Source organism: Burkholderia sp. Ac-20365 (genome assembly GCF_017104715.1).
Lineage (GTDB): Bacteria > Pseudomonadota > Gammaproteobacteria > Burkholderiales > Burkholderiaceae > Paraburkholderia.
In genome coordinates, this window is record NZ_JAAGPI010000051.1 from 41,592 (window position 1) to 57,591 (window position 16,000).

The following is a 16,000-nucleotide window of genomic DNA, read 5'->3' on the forward strand; positions in this document are numbered from 1 at the left end:
CCTGGGGTTCATTTACAATACGGGTCACTTCGGCGCGGGCGAACACCGTGGCGCGACGCGTCATCAAGCCGGCGTCATCCCGCAACCGCCGTCAAGAGATCAATACATGAAATTTATCGTCTGGCTGATTCGCGTGCTGGTGTTCGTGCTGCTGCTGGTGCTTGCACTGTCCAATACGCAGACCGCTACGTTGAATTTCCTCGCCGGGTATTCGTGGCAGGCGCCGTTGATTCTGATCGGTCTCGCGTTCTTTGTCGTGGGCCTGCTGGCCGGTCTCGTATCGTCGTTGCCGGCGCTGTTCCGGCTGCGGATGGAAAACGGGCGTCTCAAGCGCGAGCTGCGCGTGGCGCGCGAAACGCCCGCTGTGGTCGAAGAACCGCCGATGCCGCCGCTCATCTAGCCTTTTTACGCCGCGCGACGCCCGCGCGGCCTCTTTCGCACTCCGCACATTCGCATGGATCTAGACCTCTGGTGGCTGCTCGTCATACCCGTCGCATTCGCGTTCGGCTGGGTGGCTGCGCGTTATGACCTGAAAGCGCTGCTGTCCGAAAGCGCTAACTTGCCGCGTTCTTATTTTCGCGGACTAAACTTTCTGTTGAATGAGCAGCCGGACCAGGCCATCGATGCCTTCATCGAAGTGGTCAAGCTCGATCCGGAAACGATTGAACTGCACTTCGCGCTCGGCAACCTGTTCCGCCGCCGCGGCGAGACGGATCGTGCGATTCGCGTCCATCAGAACCTGTTGAGCCGCGCGGATCTGCCTGTCAACGAGCGCGATCATGCGCTGTACGAGCTGGGTCAGGACTTTCTGAAGGCAGGTCTGCTGGACCGCGCAGAAGAGACGTTCAAGGCGCTGGAATCGGGCGACTACGCGCTCGGCGCACAGCGCGCGCTGCTGACGATCTATCAGATCGAAAAGGACTGGAACAAGTCGATCGACACCGCGCGCCGGCTCGAAACCATGGGCGCCGAGTCGCTGGACAAGGAAATCGGCCATTTCCATTGCGAGCTTGCGCAGGAAGCGCTGCAGCAAAAGAATCCGGACGAGGCGCGCCGTCAGCTTGAGCTCGCGTTGAAGGCGCATCCGCTGAACGTGCGGGCGACGATTCTTTTCGGCGACGTCGACGCAGCGGCTGGCGAGCATGAGAAAGCGATTGCACAGTGGATGCGGGTCGAAGAGCAGAACGCGTCGTATCTTCCCCTCGTCGCCGAGAAGCTGATGAAGGCATACGAGGCGCTCGGGCGTCCGGAAGAGGGCGCCGACCTGCTGACGTCGTGGGTCGACCGCTATCCGACGAACGATCTGCTCGACGTTGCGTATCAGTATGTATCGGCGCTGCGCGGCCCTGAAGCGGCGCACACGCTCGCACGCACGCAGATGCAGAAGTCGCCGAATCTTGCGGGCATGACGCGGCTGCTCGAAGCACAACAGGCCGTGGCCGAAGAGCCGCGCCGCAGCGAGCTGGAACTGATGCGCACGCTGATCCGTCAGCGCACCAAAAATCTGCCGCGGTACACGTGCCAGAATTGCGGCTTCCGGGCGCGGCTGTTCTATTGGCAGTGTCCGGGTTGCAGCGGCTGGGAAACCTATGCGCCGCGCCGCGTCGAGCCGATCACCGCGTCGAGCTGACGTCGGGCGCCCATAAAGGCAGGCAGCAAAGCCGCCGAACAGCATCGAAGCATCGAATATTGAACCGGCATCACCTACCGGGAAGCATATGAAAATCACCATTATCGGCACGGGTTACGTAGGCCTCGTCACGGGCGCATGTCTTGCCGAAGTCGGCAACGATGTCTTCTGTCTGGACGTCGATCCGCGCAAGATCGAGATCCTCAATAACGGCGGCATGCCAATTCACGAGCCGGGTCTGCAGGAAATCATCAAGCGTTCGCGCGCGGCCGGGCGCATCACGTTTTCGACCGATGTCGAAGCAAGCGTCGCGCACGGCGACGTGCAGTTCATCGCCGTGGGCACGCCGCCCGACGAAGACGGTTCGGCCGACCTGCAATACGTGCTCGAAGCGGCGCGCAACATCGGCCGCACGATGAACGGTTTCAAGGTGATCGTCGACAAGTCGACGGTGCCCGTCGGCACGGCGCAACGCGTGCGCGCGGTGATCGCGGAAGAACTGGAAAAGCGCGGTCTTGCCGATAGCGCGCAGCATCGCTTCTCGATCGTGTCGAATCCCGAGTTCCTCAAGGAAGGCGCGGCCGTCGACGACTTCATGCGGCCGGACCGTATCGTCGTCGGCGTCGACAACGACGAGGACGGCGACAGGGCGCGCGAAATGATTCGCCGCCTCTATGCGCCGTTCAACCGCAATCACGAGCGCACGCTGTACATGGACGTGCGCTCGGCCGAATTCACGAAGTACGCGGCCAACGCGATGCTCGCCACGCGCATTTCGTTCATGAACGAGATGGCGAACCTCGCTGACACGGTCGGCGCGGACATCGAAGCGGTGCGCCGCGGTATCGGCTCGGATCCACGCATCGGTTACCACTTTCTGTATGCGGGCGTCGGTTACGGCGGCTCGTGCTTCCCGAAGGATGTGCAGGCGCTGATCCGCACTGGCAGCGAGATGGGGCATAACCTGCGCATTCTGGAAGCGGTCGAAGAGGTGAATCACGAGCAGAAGGAAGTGCTCGTGCGCAAGGTCACGGGCGCGCTTGGCGAAGATCTGAGCGGCCGCACGTTTGCGATGTGGGGGCTGTCGTTCAAGCCGAACACCGACGATATGCGCGAGGCGCCGAGCCGTCGCGTGATCGCGCAACTGCTCGCGCGCGGCGCGACGGTGCGCGCATATGATCCTGTGGCGACGACAGAAGCGAAGCGCGTGCTGGCGATGGATCTCGCCAATGTGCCCGAGCAGCAGGCGCGCCTGCACTTCGCGGGCACGCAGGACGAGACGCTCACGGGCGCCGATGCGCTGATCATCGTGACCGAATGGAAGGAATTCAAGAGCCCGGACTTCACGCGTCTGAAGGCGGAGCTCAAGACGCCGTTGATCTTCGACGGCCGCAATCTGTATGAACCCGAGGCGATGACCGAACTGGGCATCGACTATCACTCGATTGGACGTCCCTATGCAAGACCCGCTGAAGCTACATCCGACTCCAGCCGTGCCTGACGGCGCGACGCTCGCGCCCGAAGTAGGCGTCATCGCGCGCGAGCGACTGGCGGCGGCGCGTGTACTGGTGGTGGGCGACGTGATGCTGGACCGTTACTGGTTCGGCGACGTCAATCGTATTTCGCCCGAAGCGCCCGTGCCCGTCGTGCTCGTGCAGAAGCAGGAAGACCGGTTGGGCGGCGCGGCGAACGTCGCGCGCAACGCGGCCGCGCTCGGCGCACAAGCGGGGCTGCTCTGCGTGGTCGGACACGACGAACCGGGTGAGCGCATCGTGCAACTGCTCGGCGATAGCGGTGTGGCTCCGCACCTGGAGCGCGACCCGGAACTGCCGACGACGATCAAGCTGCGCGTGCTGTCGCGCCAGCAGCAACTGCTGCGCGTCGACTTCGAAAAGGCGCCCGCGCACGAAGCATTGCTCGCCGGCCTCGCGCGCTACGACGCGTTGCTGCCCACTCACGACGTGATCCTGATGTCGGACTATGCAAAGGGCGGCCTGACGCACGTTACGCAGATGATCGCGAAGGCGCGTGCAGCGGGCAAGGCGGTGCTGGTCGATCCGAAGGGCGACGACTGGGAGCGTTATCGCGGCGCGACGCTGATCACGCCGAACCGCGCGGAGCTGCGCGAAGTGGTCGGGCAATGGAAATCCGAAGCCGATCTGCTCGCGCGCGTGACGAAGCTGCGTGCCGAACTCGACCTGGACGCGCTCTTGCTCACGCGCTCGGAAGAGGGCATGACGCTCTTCTCCGGCGACGGGATCCTGCACGCCGCGGCTGTAGCTCGTGAAGTGTATGATGTGTCCGGCGCGGGCGATACCGTGATCGCGACGCTCGCTGTCATGCTCGGTGCGGGCCTGCCGCTCGACGAAGCCGTGTCGCTCGCGAATCGCGCGGCGGGCATCGTGGTCGCCAAACTCGGTACGGCCACCGTCGACTACGACGAACTCTTTCATTGATGCACGCGCGCGCCCGCTGACTTGCGCGGCGCGCGGTTCATCTTCGCATCTGTTGACTCTCAATACTGCAGAACGATCATGACTCTCATCGTCACCGGCGCGGCTGGTTTTATCGGCAGCAATATCGTCAAGGCGCTCAACGAGCGCGGCGAAGACAAGATCATCGCCGTCGACAATCTGACGCGCGCCGACAAGTTCAAGAATCTCGTCGATTGCGAGATCGACGACTACCTCGACAAGACCGAATTCGTCGAGCGTTTCGCGCGCGGCGACTTCGGCAAGGTCCGCGCGATTTTCCATGAAGGCGCCTGTTCGGACACGATGGAAACCGACGGCCGCTACATGATGGACAACAATTTCCGCTACAGCCGCGCAGTGCTCGACGCGTGTCTCGCGCAGGGCGTGCAGTTTCTGTATGCGTCGTCGGCGGCGACCTACGGCGGTTCGACGCGTTTTGTCGAAGAGCGCGAGGTCGAGGCGCCGCTCAACGTGTACGGCTATTCGAAGTTCCTGTTCGACCAGGTGATCCGTCGCGTGCTGCCCACCGCGAAGAGCCAGATCGCGGGCTTTCGCTACTTCAACGTCTACGGGCAGCGCGAGTCGCACAAGGCGCGCATGGCGTCCGTCGCGTTCCACAACTTCAACCAGTTCCGCGCCGAAGGCAAGGTGAAGCTGTTCGGTGAATACAATGGCTACGCCGCTGGCGAGCAGACACGCGATTTCGTGTCTGTCGAAGACGTGACGAAGGTCAATCTGTACTTCTTCGATCATCCGGAGAAGTCGGGCATCTTCAATCTGGGCAGTGGACGCGCGCAGCCGTTCAACGACATCGCGTCGACGGTCGTCAACACGCTGCGCGTACTGAACGGCGAAGCGGCGCTGTCGCTGGCGGAGCTGGTGCAGCGCGGCCTGATCGAATACGTGCCGTTCCCGGATGCGCTGCGCGGCAAGTATCAGTGCTTCACGCAAGCCGATCAGACGAAGCTGCGCGCGGCCGGCTACGACGCACCCTTCCTCACGGTGCAGGAAGGCGTCGACCGCTACGTGCGTTGGCTATCCGGCCAGGTGTAAATCGTTCGTACACCTCTCTACACTGGGGTCTCCCGGTCGGTGATCGTCACCGGCCGGTGTTTCAGGGAGATTCCAGATGTTCAAAAAAATCATCGTTACGGCGGCCATGCTGGCCGCTTTCGGCCAGGCGTTCGCTTCGGTCGACATCAATACCGCTAACGAGTCCGCGCTGCGCGGCATCAAGGGCATCGGCCCGGCGAAGGCGAAAGCCATTCTCGACGAACGCGCGGCGCACGGTCCGTTCAAGGACGCGACCGATCTCAGCAAGCGCGTCAAGGGTTTCGGCGGTCACACCGTCGAGCGCCTGCAGGCCGAAGGTCTCGCTGTCGGCACATCGGGCGCTGGTGCGACGGCTGTCGCTGCTGCTGGCGCACAGGCTACGGCGCCGCACGCGAAAGCCACGCCCGCTGCAAAGACCGACACAACGGCAGTGGTGGTCAAAAAATAGTCTTTTAGTCTGACGGTATGAAACCGGGCGCCCCGGTGCGTGTTGACTCGCGCGCGGCGGGCGCTCGCTTTCCGTTTCGACATCTTCTTGGCAGGGTGTCACAGCACCCGTTCAGCCGTCATCCAGATGACCGGCTCCCGCGGCAGATCCAGCCTGCCGCGGCTTTTTGCGTTGCTGCGGTCGATTTGCGAGCTGCGAAAACCGGCCTTGGGCATCCATGCGGACGAAAGGGGCGGCCGGCAGCGCTACGCCCGGTAGTTTAGAATCGATGGATTCAAGACTTCGCGCACCGTCATAGCACGCAACCGATATGGCTTACAAAACGATTGAAGACACGATCGGCAATACGCCGCTCATCCAGCTCGTCCGCCTCGTGGACGACGACATCCGCAGCCGCAACAACGTCGTGCTCGGCAAGCTGGAAGGCAACAATCCGGCCGGTTCGGTAAAAGACCGCCCAGCGCTGTCGATGATCAAGAAAGCGGAACAGCGCGGACGCATCAAGCCGGGCGATACGCTGATCGAAGCGACGAGCGGCAATACCGGCATCGCCCTCGCGATGGCGGCGGCGATCAAGGGTTACAAGATGATCCTGATCATGCCGGAAGATCTGTCGCTCGAACGCCGTCAGAGCATGGCCGCGTACGGCGCGCAGATCCTGCTGACGCCCGTCACAGGCGGCATGGAGTACGCACGCGATCTCGCCGAGCAGATGCAGCGCGAAGGCAAGGGCATCATCCTCGATCAGTTCGCGAATCCGGACAATCCGCTCGCGCACTACGAAGCCACCGGCCCCGAAATCTGGCGCGACACGGAAGGGCGCATCACGCATTTCGTGTCGGCGATGGGCACAACGGGCACGATCATGGGCGTGTCGCAGTATCTGAAGGAACAGAATCCCGGCATCGAGATTATTGGTGCGCAGCCGGAAGAGGGCTCGCGTATTCCTGGCATTCGCAAATGGCCCGAAGCGTATCTGCCGAAAATTTTCGACCGTAGCCGCGTCGACCGTATCGAGCCTGTGAGCCAGGCGGCGTCGGAAGCGATGGCGCGCCGGATGGCGGCTGTCGAAGGCGTGTTCTGCGGCATTTCGTCGGCGGGTGCATGCGAAGTGGCGCTGCGTATCGCGCGTCAGGTCGAGAACGCGACGATCGTGTTTATTGTCTGCGATCGCGGTGACCGTTATCTGTCGACGGGTGTGTTTCCTGCGTGATGTAAAAAGCCCAGCGCGACCGCAAATGAAAACGCCGGCAGAAGCCGGCGTTTTTTCTTGGCGCAGAGCGAACGCGCTTACTGCGATGCTGCCGGCGTCGATGCGTTGTCGGCATCGGTCGCGGCCATTTGCGCTTTCACACGCTCGCCGAGCTGGTACACGGCCAGTGCATAGAAGAAGCTGCGGTTGTAGCGCGTAAGCACGTAGAAATTTTTCAGGCCCAGCGTGTATTCCGTTGCACGGCCCGGCGAAGGCAGATCGACCACGGTCACGGGCGTGCCCGCTTCGGCCGTCGTATCGAGGCCAGGCTGGTTCGTCAGCATGCCCGCCTTCAGCAATTGCTGCAGCGACCAGCGCGGTTCCGGCGCGCCCGTCGCGGCCGCTTGCGCGATGCCGAGACTGCCCGTGTCGGTGGCGATATTCCACACGACAGGGCGGCCCGTTTCCCAACCGTTCTTGTTCAGATAGTTCGCGACGCTGCCGATCGCATCGGCCTGGCTCGTGCGCAGATCGATGCGCTTGTTGCCGTCGTAATCGACTGCATACTGGACGATGCTGCTCGGCAGAAACTGCGGGATACCGATCGCGCCCGTGTACGAGCCGAGCACGGTAGTCGGGTCGATCTGCGAATCGCGCGTCCACACCAGATAGTCTTCGAGATTCTTGCGGAACGTGATCATCCGGTCCGCGCGATTCGGCGTGTTCGGATAATCGAACGAGAGCGTGGTGAGCGCGTCCAGCACACGGAAGTTGCCCATGTAGCGCCCATAGATCGTTTCGACACCAATGATGCCGACGATCACCTCGGGCGGCACGCCATACTGCTCATACGCGCGCTGCAGCGTCGCCTGATTCGCGCGCCAGAACTTCACGCCCGCGTTGATGCGCACCGGATCGAGAAAGCGCGCCTGATAGACGCGCCAGTTCTTGACGGACGGCGTCGGCGAAGGCGTCACGAGCTTGACGGCCGTCGCCGAATAGCTGACGCGCGCGAAGAGTGCATGCAGCGCGGCGGGATCGAAATCGTAGCGCGCAGCCATGTCGTTGATGAAAGAGTCGACATCGGCGTTGTTCGCGTAGCGCTGCGGAACGATCTCTTCTTCGAACGTCTGTCCTTGCGTCGGCTGCTCGGGCTGACCCTGCGCGAGTTGCACGCGCGGCTTGCCGTTGACGGTCTGCGCCGAAGCCGGGCCGACTCCCGCGAACGCGCACCATGCGATGGACAGTGCGGCGGCTACAGTCGTTGCGCGTAGCCGAAATGATGCGGACGGAGCAAGCTTGACGGTCATGGTGAACTGGATGTGTGCGGGCCAAAAAAGTTACGGGGCAGTATACCCGACGGGGTTCGCGAAACTGTGCAGAAGCGTTGCGGCATCACGGTTCCGGGGCATCGTGTGGTAACTTCGTAGTATTCGCGCAACCCGCTTGCGTCAATGGACGGAGACATGCAGTGCGCTCGCACACCTCGCGAGGCGCGCTGCCCGAAATCAACTCATGGCAACCGGTTTCTTTTCACATGCAGACTGTCTGCAGCATGAGATGGGTCAATGGCATCCTGAATGCCCGGCCCGTCTGCAGGCAATCGAAGACCAACTGATCGCGAGCCGCATCGGCGAGCTGATCGAGCGCGAGTCCGCGCCGCTTGCCGACGAAGCCGCGCTGTTGCGCGTGCATACGAAGGCCCACGTTGACTACATCCGCGAGCGCGCGCCGAGCACGGGCTACGCGGAGATCGACCCCGACACGTCGATGAACCCGCACACGTGGAACGCCGCCTTGCGCGCAGCGGGCGCGGCGGTCGCCGCGACGGATGCCGTTATTGAAGGGCGTTACGACAATGCGTTCTGCAGCGTGCGTCCGCCTGGCCATCACGCGGAGCCGGCGCGCGCGATGGGTTTCTGTTTCTTCAACAATGTCGCGATTGCTGCGCGACATGCACTCGAAGTGCATGGGCTCGAGCGCGTCGCGGTGATCGATTTCGACGTGCATCACGGCAATGGCACCGAAGCTGCGTTTTCGAACGATCCACGCGTGCTGATGTGCAGCATCTTCCAGCATCCGTTCTATCCGTTCACGGGCGCCGACAACCAGGCGCCGAACATGTGCAACGTGCCGATCGCAGCGCGCTCGAAGGGCATGGTGGTGCGCGAGGCTGTCGACATGATCTGGCTGCCGCGGCTCGAAGCATTCAAGCCGCAGATGCTGTTCGTGTCGGCGGGTTTCGATGCGCATCGTGAGGACGACCTCGGCAACATGGCACTGGTCGAAGACGACTACGCGTGGATCACGGACCAGATTCGCCAGGTCGCGAAGAAGTACGCGAAAGGGCGCATCGTCAGCTGTCTGGAAGGCGGCTACAACCTGTCGGCGCTCGGACGCAGCGTCGTCGCGCACGTGCGGGCGCTCGCGGACATCTGAACGCGGGCGGCGCGCATCGAAGGAAGGAGCATCATGAACGTAGCGCCGCAACTGATCGAAATCGCGCAGGACGCTTACGACGTGCGCGGTGTCGTGCGTCTCACGCTTAACCGGCCGGATGCGTTCAACGCGCTGTCTGAAGCGCTGCTCGATCAGTTTCAGACGCATCTCGCCGAGATTGCGAAGAGCGATGCGCGCGTTGTCGTTATCGCTGGTGCGGGCCGCGCGTTTTGTGCTGGCCACGATCTGAAGGAAATGCGCGCGGAGCCATCGCTCGCGTATTACCAGTCGCTCTTCGCGCGCTGCACGAAGATGATGCTGGCGATCCAGCGCATGCCGCAACCGGTGATCGCCCGCGTGCATGGCGTTGCAACGGCGGCGGGCTGCCAGCTGGTGGCATCGTGCGATCTTGCCGTTGCCGCCGATACCGCGCGATTTGCCGTGTCGGGTGTCAATCTAGGTTTGTTCTGCGCGACGCCGTCGGTGCCGTTGTCGCGCAACGTGTCGCGCAAGGCCGCGCTCGAAATGCTGCTCACCGGCGACTTCATCGACGCGATGGCGGCAAAGCAGCAGGGTCTCGTGAATCGCGTGGTGCCGCTCGACATGCTCGATGCCGAAGTCGCCGCGCTCGCGAAGAGCATCTGCGCGAAGCCGCGCGCGGCTGTCGAAGCAGGCAAGGGCCTGTTCTACCGGCAACTCGAAATGGGCATCGAAGCGGCCTTTCAACTGGCCGGACAGACGATGGCCTGCAACATGATGGACGAGTCGGCGCTCGAAGGCGTGCAGGCGTTCATCGACAAGCGGCCGCCCGACTGGCCGCATACATCGGGCCGCTAGGCCACCTTATTCCGAACGCTTCAAGATCCACGCGACGAGCGCATCGATCACGCGCTCGCGGTCAAGGTCGTTCATCGTTTCGTGATAGCTGCCTTCGTAGAGCGTCAGCGTCTTGTCGGGCGAGCCCGCGTGCGCGCCGAAGTCGCGGCTGCCGTCGGGTTCGGTGAGCTTGTCGGCCGTGCCGTGCCAGATCAGAAGCGGCGTGCGCAAACCTGCGCGGCCCTGCTCGATGCGCTGCATCGCCAGCAATATTTCGGCGCCCGTGCGCGCGGGAATCGCGCCGTGATGCACGAGCGGATCGTTGCGGTTCGCATCGACGACACTCTGGTCACGCGACAGCAGTGCCGCATCGATTTTCATTGCGGGGAAGCCCGGCCACAGGCGGCTGATCTTCTGGCTCAGTGCGAGCATCCAGCGCGGCACGTCGCGGCCCGGCGCGAGCGCGGGGCTCGACAGGATCAGGCCGCTGAGCGGGCGGCCGTGCGTCGCGTGCTTTTCGACGGCGTGGAGCGCCGCAATTGCACCGCCCATGCTGTGACCCATGAGGAAGAGCGGGCCGTCGTTGCGCGCGGCCTTGGTGATGAGCGCATCGGCATCGAGCAGATAGTCGTCGAAGCGGTCGATCCACACGCGCCGGCCCGGCGCGTCGCCGTGCCCGCGCAGATCGATCGCGATCAGTTCGATGCCGTTCGCGTTGAGCACGCGCGCGAGCGGCGCATAACGTCCTGCATGCTCGGCGAGCCCGTGCACGAACGCAACCGTCGCGCAGCGCAAACCCGCCGCACGCCAGCGATACAGCGGCAGCTCGAGCCCGTCGCGCGTCACGACACGCGAGCGCTCGGGATGCGGTGCGACGGAAACAGTGGCTTGTGAGGTCTCCATGAGCATTCGTCCGATGTTTTTATGCGTTCGCTCGATCATAGCGGCACGCGCATGACCGTTCGCATCGATTGAAACGGGACAACCCTCTAATTCCGCAGCGTTATGAAAGATCGCGAATTGATTATTAAAGGATATGACGAGGCTGCGGTAAAATCGGGGGTTCAAATCCCAATAAAAGCAACGGCGGCCAGTGCCCGGAGCGTACGACGCTCGCTGGCAACTCCGCCGTTTCGTTTTTCATGATCGAACTACGCAATCTATCGCAGCGGTTTCCAGGGCCTCGGGGCTGGGTCGAAGCGCTGCACAACGTGAATCTGACCGTCCCTCAAGGCGAGGTGTTCGGCATCATCGGGCGCAGCGGTGCTGGCAAGAGCACGCTGGTACGGACCATCAATCTGCTGACGCGCCCGACGGAAGGCAATGTCGTCGTCGACGGCCGCGATCTCACGACGATGCCCGCCTCGCAACTGCGCGAAGCGCGTCGCGAGATCGGCATGATCTTCCAGCACTTCAATTTGCTGTCCTCGCGCACGGTGTTCGACAACGTCGCGCTGCCGCTCGAACTGGCCGGCATGAAGCGCGCGGAGATCGAGGCGAATGTGCTGCCGCTGCTGGAACTGGTCGGCCTGTCGGCGCAGAAGGATCGTTATCCGTCGCAGATCAGCGGCGGGCAGAAGCAGCGTGTGGGCATTGCGCGCGCGCTCGCGAGCAAGCCGAAAGTGCTGCTCTCCGATGAAGCGACCTCCGCGCTGGATCCCGAAACGACCCGCGCGATTCTCGATCTGCTCAAGCGCATCAATCGCGAACTGAAGCTGACCATCGTGCTGATTACGCACCAGATGGAAGTCATCAAGCAGGTGTGCGACCGCGTCGCCGTGCTCGACAACGGCCGTGTGGTCGAAGAAGGCAAGGTCATCGACGTGTTCCTGCAGCCGCATCACGAAGTCACGCGCGCGCTGATCGGCGATGTGATCGCGCAGGAACTGCCGCCCGCGCTGAAGGTGCGCGTGGCCGAGCGTCTGAAGACGGGCAGCGGCCATCTGCTGCGCCTCGCATTCACGGGCTCGGGCGTCGATCAGCCGATTCTCTCGGAGACGATCCGCCGCTATGAGCTGGACTTCAACATCCTGCACGGCCAGATCGACGAGATTCAGGGGCAGGCGTTTGGCTCGCTCGCGGTGCTCGCGGGCGGCGAGCCGACGAAGGTAGCGCAGGCGATGACGTATCTGCGCGAACAGGGCGTGGTGGTCGAGGAGTTGTCGTATGTTGAGTGAAATGTTCGATATGTTCGTGCAGTCGTTCTGGGAGACGCTGATCATGGTCGGCATCTCGGGACTGATCGGCGCGGCCGTCGGTCTGCCGCTCGGCGTGCTGCTCTATCTGACCGACCGTCAGGGCGTGCTGCAGAACATCGCCGCCAATCGCGTGATGGGCGTGATCGTGAATGCCGTGCGCTCGACGCCGTTCATTATTCTGCTCGTCGCGGTGATTCCCTTTACGCGTCTGGTCGTTGGTTCGTCGATTGGTACGGCGGCCGCCGTCGTGCCGTTGACGATCGCGGCCGCGCCGTTCATCGCGCGGCTCGTCGAGACGGCGCTGCGTGAAGTCGATCGCGGACTGATCGAAGCGGCTCAGGCAATGGGCGCGACCACTTCGCAGATCGTCTTCAAGGTGCTGCTGCCGGAATCGCTGCCGGGCATCGTGGCGGGGCTGACGATCACATTCGTCTCGCTGGTCGGCTATTCGGCGATGGCGGGCGCGATCGGCGGCGGCGGTCTGGGCGATCTCGGCATCCGCTATGGTTATCAGCGTTTTCTGCCGGAAGTGATGGTGACGGTCGTGGTGATTCTGATCGTCTTCGTGCAACTGGTGCAGTCGTTCGGGGATTGGCTCGTGCGTCGTTTGAGCCACAAATAAATACTTTCAAAAGACAAAGGTTTGGTCATGCAACGTCGTTTCATTCTGAAGGTGGCAGCCGTGCTGGGCGCGGCATCGCTGATCGGTACATCGTCGCTCGCATTCGCCGACGACTCGATCAAGGTCGGCGTGACGGGTGGCCCGCACGCGCAAATCATGGACGTCGTGAAGACGGTCGCGGCGAAGAGCGGCCTGACAATCAAGGTCATCGAGTTCTCGGACTATGTGCAGCCGAACGCCGCGCTCGCGGGCGGCGACCTCGACGCGAACAGCTACCAGCACGACCCGTATCTGCAGGCGCAGGTGAAGGACCGCGGCTACAAGCTGATCAAGATCGCGGACACCGTGACCTACCCGATGGGCATCTATTCGAAGAAGATCAAGTCGCTGGCCGAACTGCAACCCGGCGCGAAGATCGCCGTGCCGAACGATCCGACCAACGGCGGTCGCGCGCTGCTCTTGCTGCAGAAACAGGGCTTGATCAAGCTGCGCGCCGACGCGGGCCTGAAGGCGACGCCGCTCGATATCACCGACAACCCGAAGAAGCTGAAGATCGTCGAACTCGACGCAGCGCAGATTCCGCGCTCGCTCGGCGACGTCGACGCCGCCGCGATCAACACGAACTTCGCGATGGAAGCGGGCCTGAAGCCCAAACAGGACGCGATCGCGATCGAAGATCCGAAGGGTCCATACGTGAACATCATTGCGATCCGCGAGGCGGACCGCAACAAGCCGTGGGTGGCGAAGCTGATCGCGGCTTACCACTCGCCGGAAGTGAAGCAGTTCATCGAAAACAAGTTTGGCGGCGCGGTGATCACGTCCTGGTAATGCCCGGCTGAGCCTCGTGGACGCGGGCTTCGCAGCCTGCGTTTACGCGATCGATCGGTATCGGTAGGAACCCGGACTTGGCTTCCGGGTTTTTTCAGGTTTAGAATAGCACGACCGTTCGCTATTTCCGTCACGCCGTCGGGGAGCGATATCCTCAACACCAAGCAATCCCGGAGCGGCTGCCGCAGAGGCTATCGCTATAATGTCCGTCGGGTTGACGTATTCGTAACTTTGGAGCGTGTGCATGAAAATCCTGGTGCCAGTCAAGAGAGTGGTTGACTACAACGTGAAGGTCCGCGTGAAGTCGGACAACACGGGCGTCGACATTGCCAATGTGAAGATGTCGATGAATCCGTTCGACGAAATCGCCGTCGAAGAGGCCGTGCGCCTGAAGGAAGCGGGCGTGGCGACGGAAGTGATCGCCGTGTCGGCGGGCGTGACGCAATGTCAGGAAACGCTGCGCACGGCGCTGGCTATCGGCGCGGATCGCGCGATCCTGATCGAATCGAATGAAGATCTGCAGCCGCTGGCTGTCGCGAAGCTGCTGAAGGCGCTGGTCGACAAGGAACAACCTTCGCTTGTGATTCTTGGCAAGCAGGCGATTGACGACGACTCGAACCAGACCGGCCAGATGCTGGCTGCGCTGGCGAATCTGCCGCAAGCGACGTTTGCATCGAAGGTCGTGGTTGCTGATGGCAAGGCGACTGTGTCGCGCGAAGTGGACGGCGGCGCTGAAACGCTGTCGCTGACGCTCCCCGCAGTGGTCACGACCGATCTGCGCCTGAACGAACCGCGCTACGTGACGCTGCCGAACATCATGAAGGCGAAGAAGAAGCCGCTGGAAACCGTGAAGCCGGAAGATCTGGGCGTCGATGTCACGCCGCGTCTGAAGACGCTGAAGGTCAGCGAGCCGCCGAAGCGCTCGGCTGGCGTGAAGGTGGCCGACGTGAAGACGCTGGTCGAAAAGCTCAAGACCGAAGCCAAGGTGCTTTGATTTTTTCGGGCACTCGGAGACGAATGAAATGACGATTCTGGTAATTGCTGAACACGACAACGCGGCGCTCAAGGCAGCGACGCTGAATACGGTTGCTGCTGCGCAGAAGATCGGTGGCGACGTGCATGTGCTGGTCGCTGGCCACAACGCGCAAGGCGCGGCGGACGCGGCTGCGAAGGTGGCGGGTGTGTCGAAGGTGCTGCTGGCTGACGCGCCGCAACTGGCTGCGGGTCTCGCGGAAAACGTCGAGGCGACGGTGCTGAATATCGCGAAAGATTACTCGCACATCCTCGCGCCGGCGTCGGCGTACGGCAAGAACATCGCGCCGCGTATCGCGGCGAAGCTCGACGTCGCGCAGATCAGCGACATCACCGCAGTTGACTCGGCCGACACGTTCGAGCGTCCTATCTACGCTGGCAACGCGATTGCGATCGTGCAATCGGCGGATCCCATCAAGGTGATCACGGTGCGCTCGACGGGCTTCGATCCGGTGGCAGCGGAAGGCGGCAGCGCATCGGTCGAGAAGATCGAAGCTGCGGCTGACGCAGGCATTTCGCAATTCGTGAGCCGCGAAGTGACGAAGCTGGACCGTCCGGAACTGACGTCGGCGAACATCATCGTGTCAGGTGGCCGTGGTCTGGGTAGCGGCGAGAACTACACGCAAGTGCTCGAGCCGCTGGCTGACAAGCTCGGTGCAGCAATGGGCGCGTCGCGCGCAGCCGTCGACGCTGGCTATGTGCCGAACGATTATCAGGTCGGCCAAACTGGCAAGATCGTCGCGCCGCAGCTGTACATCGCCGTCGGCATTTCGGGCGCGATCCAGCATCTGGCCGGTATGAAGGACTCGAAGGTGATCGTCGCGATCAACAAGGACGAAGAAGCGCCGATTTTCAGCGTCGCCGACTACGGCCTCGTTGGCGATCTGTTCACTGTCGTGCCGGAGCTGGTGAAGGAACTCGGCTGATAGAACGACGCGCCGCGCTGACGGCGCACGACAGCACAGCGAAGAGGCGCGAGGATGTTGAATCCAGCGCCTCTTTTTTCATGCGGATCTGGGAGGAGACAAAGATGAGCTACACGGCACCCGTCAAGGACATGATGTTCGTGATGCAGGAACTGGCCGGACTCGAAGACATCGCAGCGTTGCCCGGCCTCGAAGACGCGAACTCCGACACGGCGCAGGCCGTGCTCGAAGAATCCGCGAAGCTGTGCGGCGAGGTGCTGGCGCCGCTGAACGTCGAAGGCGACAGGAATCCAAGCAGCTGGAAAGACGGTCATGTCACGGCGACGCCCGGTTTCGCCGATG

At 62.7% G+C, this 16,000-nt stretch carries 17 protein-coding genes; 15 read left to right on the forward strand and 2 right to left on the reverse strand.

The genetic code is table 11. The features are described from left to right. Positions 1 to 106: 106 nt before the first annotated feature. The 7 genes from G3O01_RS40925 (at position 107) to cysM (ending at position 6,818) form a co-directional block, all read left to right on the forward strand. The gene (locus G3O01_RS40925) at positions 107 to 400 is read left to right on the forward strand and encodes a LapA family protein (RefSeq protein WP_205813176.1); all 294 of its coding nucleotides are present in this window, start codon (positions 107 to 109) and stop codon (positions 398 to 400) included. Positions 401 to 454: 54 nt separating this feature from the next. Next, on the forward strand, positions 455 to 1,630 hold the full coding sequence (gene lapB / locus G3O01_RS40930; protein WP_205813177.1) for a lipopolysaccharide assembly protein LapB: 1,176 nt from the start codon (positions 455 to 457) through the stop codon (positions 1,628 to 1,630). Positions 1,631 to 1,718: 88 nt separating this feature from the next. Next, the gene (locus G3O01_RS40935; protein ID WP_205813178.1) at positions 1,719 to 3,131 is read left to right on the forward strand and encodes a UDP-glucose/GDP-mannose dehydrogenase family protein; all 1,413 of its coding nucleotides are present in this window, start codon (positions 1,719 to 1,721) and stop codon (positions 3,129 to 3,131) included. Next, positions 3,088 to 4,086, forward strand: a complete 999-nt coding sequence (gene rfaE1, locus G3O01_RS40940) for a D-glycero-beta-D-manno-heptose-7-phosphate kinase (protein ID WP_241024684.1) — start codon at positions 3,088 to 3,090, stop codon at positions 4,084 to 4,086. The genes G3O01_RS40935 and rfaE1 overlap by 44 nt, the downstream gene beginning before the upstream one ends. A gap of 78 nt (positions 4,087 to 4,164) precedes the next feature. Further along, entirely contained in the window at positions 4,165 to 5,157 is a 993-nt protein-coding gene (gene rfaD / locus G3O01_RS40945; protein ID WP_205813179.1) for an ADP-glyceromanno-heptose 6-epimerase, read from the forward strand. A 76-nt stretch (positions 5,158 to 5,233) separates the two neighbouring features. Further along, on the forward strand, positions 5,234 to 5,605 hold the full coding sequence (locus G3O01_RS40950; RefSeq protein WP_205813180.1) for a helix-hairpin-helix domain-containing protein: 372 nt from the start codon (positions 5,234 to 5,236) through the stop codon (positions 5,603 to 5,605). A gap of 310 nt (positions 5,606 to 5,915) precedes the next feature. Beyond that, entirely contained in the window at positions 5,916 to 6,818 is a 903-nt protein-coding gene (gene cysM / locus G3O01_RS40955; protein WP_205813181.1) for a cysteine synthase CysM, read from the forward strand. Positions 6,819 to 6,895: 77 nt separating this feature from the next. On the opposite strand, the gene mltB is transcribed toward cysM, so the two are convergent. Beyond that, positions 6,896 to 8,107, reverse strand: coding sequence for a lytic murein transglycosylase B (gene mltB / locus G3O01_RS40960; RefSeq protein ID WP_205813182.1), 1,212 nt, complete (start codon positions 8,105 to 8,107; stop codon positions 6,896 to 6,898). A gap of 205 nt (positions 8,108 to 8,312) precedes the next feature. Here mltB and G3O01_RS40965 point away from each other — a divergent pair, with 205 nt between their 5' ends. Together G3O01_RS40965 and G3O01_RS40970 are read left to right on the forward strand one after the other, a co-directional pair. Next, complete coding sequence (locus G3O01_RS40965) at positions 8,313 to 9,236, forward strand: histone deacetylase family protein (RefSeq protein ID WP_205813183.1); 924 nt, start codon at positions 8,313 to 8,315, stop codon at positions 9,234 to 9,236. Positions 9,237 to 9,269: 33 nt separating this feature from the next. Further along, positions 9,270 to 10,073 carry an enoyl-CoA hydratase gene (locus tag G3O01_RS40970; protein ID WP_205813184.1) on the forward strand — a complete coding sequence of 268 codons (804 nt, stop codon included), beginning with the start codon at positions 9,270 to 9,272 and terminating at the stop codon, positions 10,071 to 10,073. 6 nt (positions 10,074 to 10,079) lie between these two features. On the opposite strand, the gene G3O01_RS40975 is transcribed toward G3O01_RS40970, so the two are convergent. Continuing rightward, positions 10,080 to 10,955: an alpha/beta hydrolase gene (locus tag G3O01_RS40975; RefSeq protein WP_205813185.1), complete on the reverse strand. Its 876-nt coding sequence runs from the start codon at positions 10,953 to 10,955 to the stop codon at positions 10,080 to 10,082. A gap of 239 nt (positions 10,956 to 11,194) precedes the next feature. On the opposite strand from G3O01_RS40975, the gene G3O01_RS40980 reads away from it, so the two are divergent. The 6 genes from G3O01_RS40980 to G3O01_RS41005 form a co-directional block, all read left to right on the forward strand. After that, the gene (locus tag G3O01_RS40980; protein ID WP_205813186.1) at positions 11,195 to 12,229 is read left to right on the forward strand and encodes a methionine ABC transporter ATP-binding protein; all 1,035 of its coding nucleotides are present in this window, start codon (positions 11,195 to 11,197) and stop codon (positions 12,227 to 12,229) included. Next, the gene (locus G3O01_RS40985) at positions 12,219 to 12,872 is read left to right on the forward strand and encodes a methionine ABC transporter permease (protein WP_205813187.1); all 654 of its coding nucleotides are present in this window, start codon (positions 12,219 to 12,221) and stop codon (positions 12,870 to 12,872) included. The genes G3O01_RS40980 and G3O01_RS40985 overlap by 11 nt, the downstream gene beginning before the upstream one ends. A gap of 27 nt (positions 12,873 to 12,899) precedes the next feature. Beyond that, positions 12,900 to 13,700, forward strand: coding sequence for a MetQ/NlpA family ABC transporter substrate-binding protein (locus G3O01_RS40990; protein WP_205813188.1), 801 nt, complete (start codon positions 12,900 to 12,902; stop codon positions 13,698 to 13,700). A 244-nt stretch (positions 13,701 to 13,944) separates the two neighbouring features. Then, positions 13,945 to 14,694 carry an electron transfer flavoprotein subunit beta/FixA family protein gene (locus G3O01_RS40995; protein ID WP_205813189.1) on the forward strand — a complete coding sequence of 250 codons (750 nt, stop codon included), beginning with the start codon at positions 13,945 to 13,947 and terminating at the stop codon, positions 14,692 to 14,694. Positions 14,695 to 14,722: 28 nt separating this feature from the next. Then, on the forward strand, positions 14,723 to 15,658 hold the full coding sequence (locus G3O01_RS41000; protein WP_205813190.1) for an electron transfer flavoprotein subunit alpha/FixB family protein: 936 nt from the start codon (positions 14,723 to 14,725) through the stop codon (positions 15,656 to 15,658). Positions 15,659 to 15,762: 104 nt separating this feature from the next. Continuing rightward, on the forward strand, positions 15,763 to 16,000 hold a 238-nt coding region (locus G3O01_RS41005), incomplete at its 3' end, for an acyl-CoA dehydrogenase N-terminal domain-containing protein (protein ID WP_205813191.1).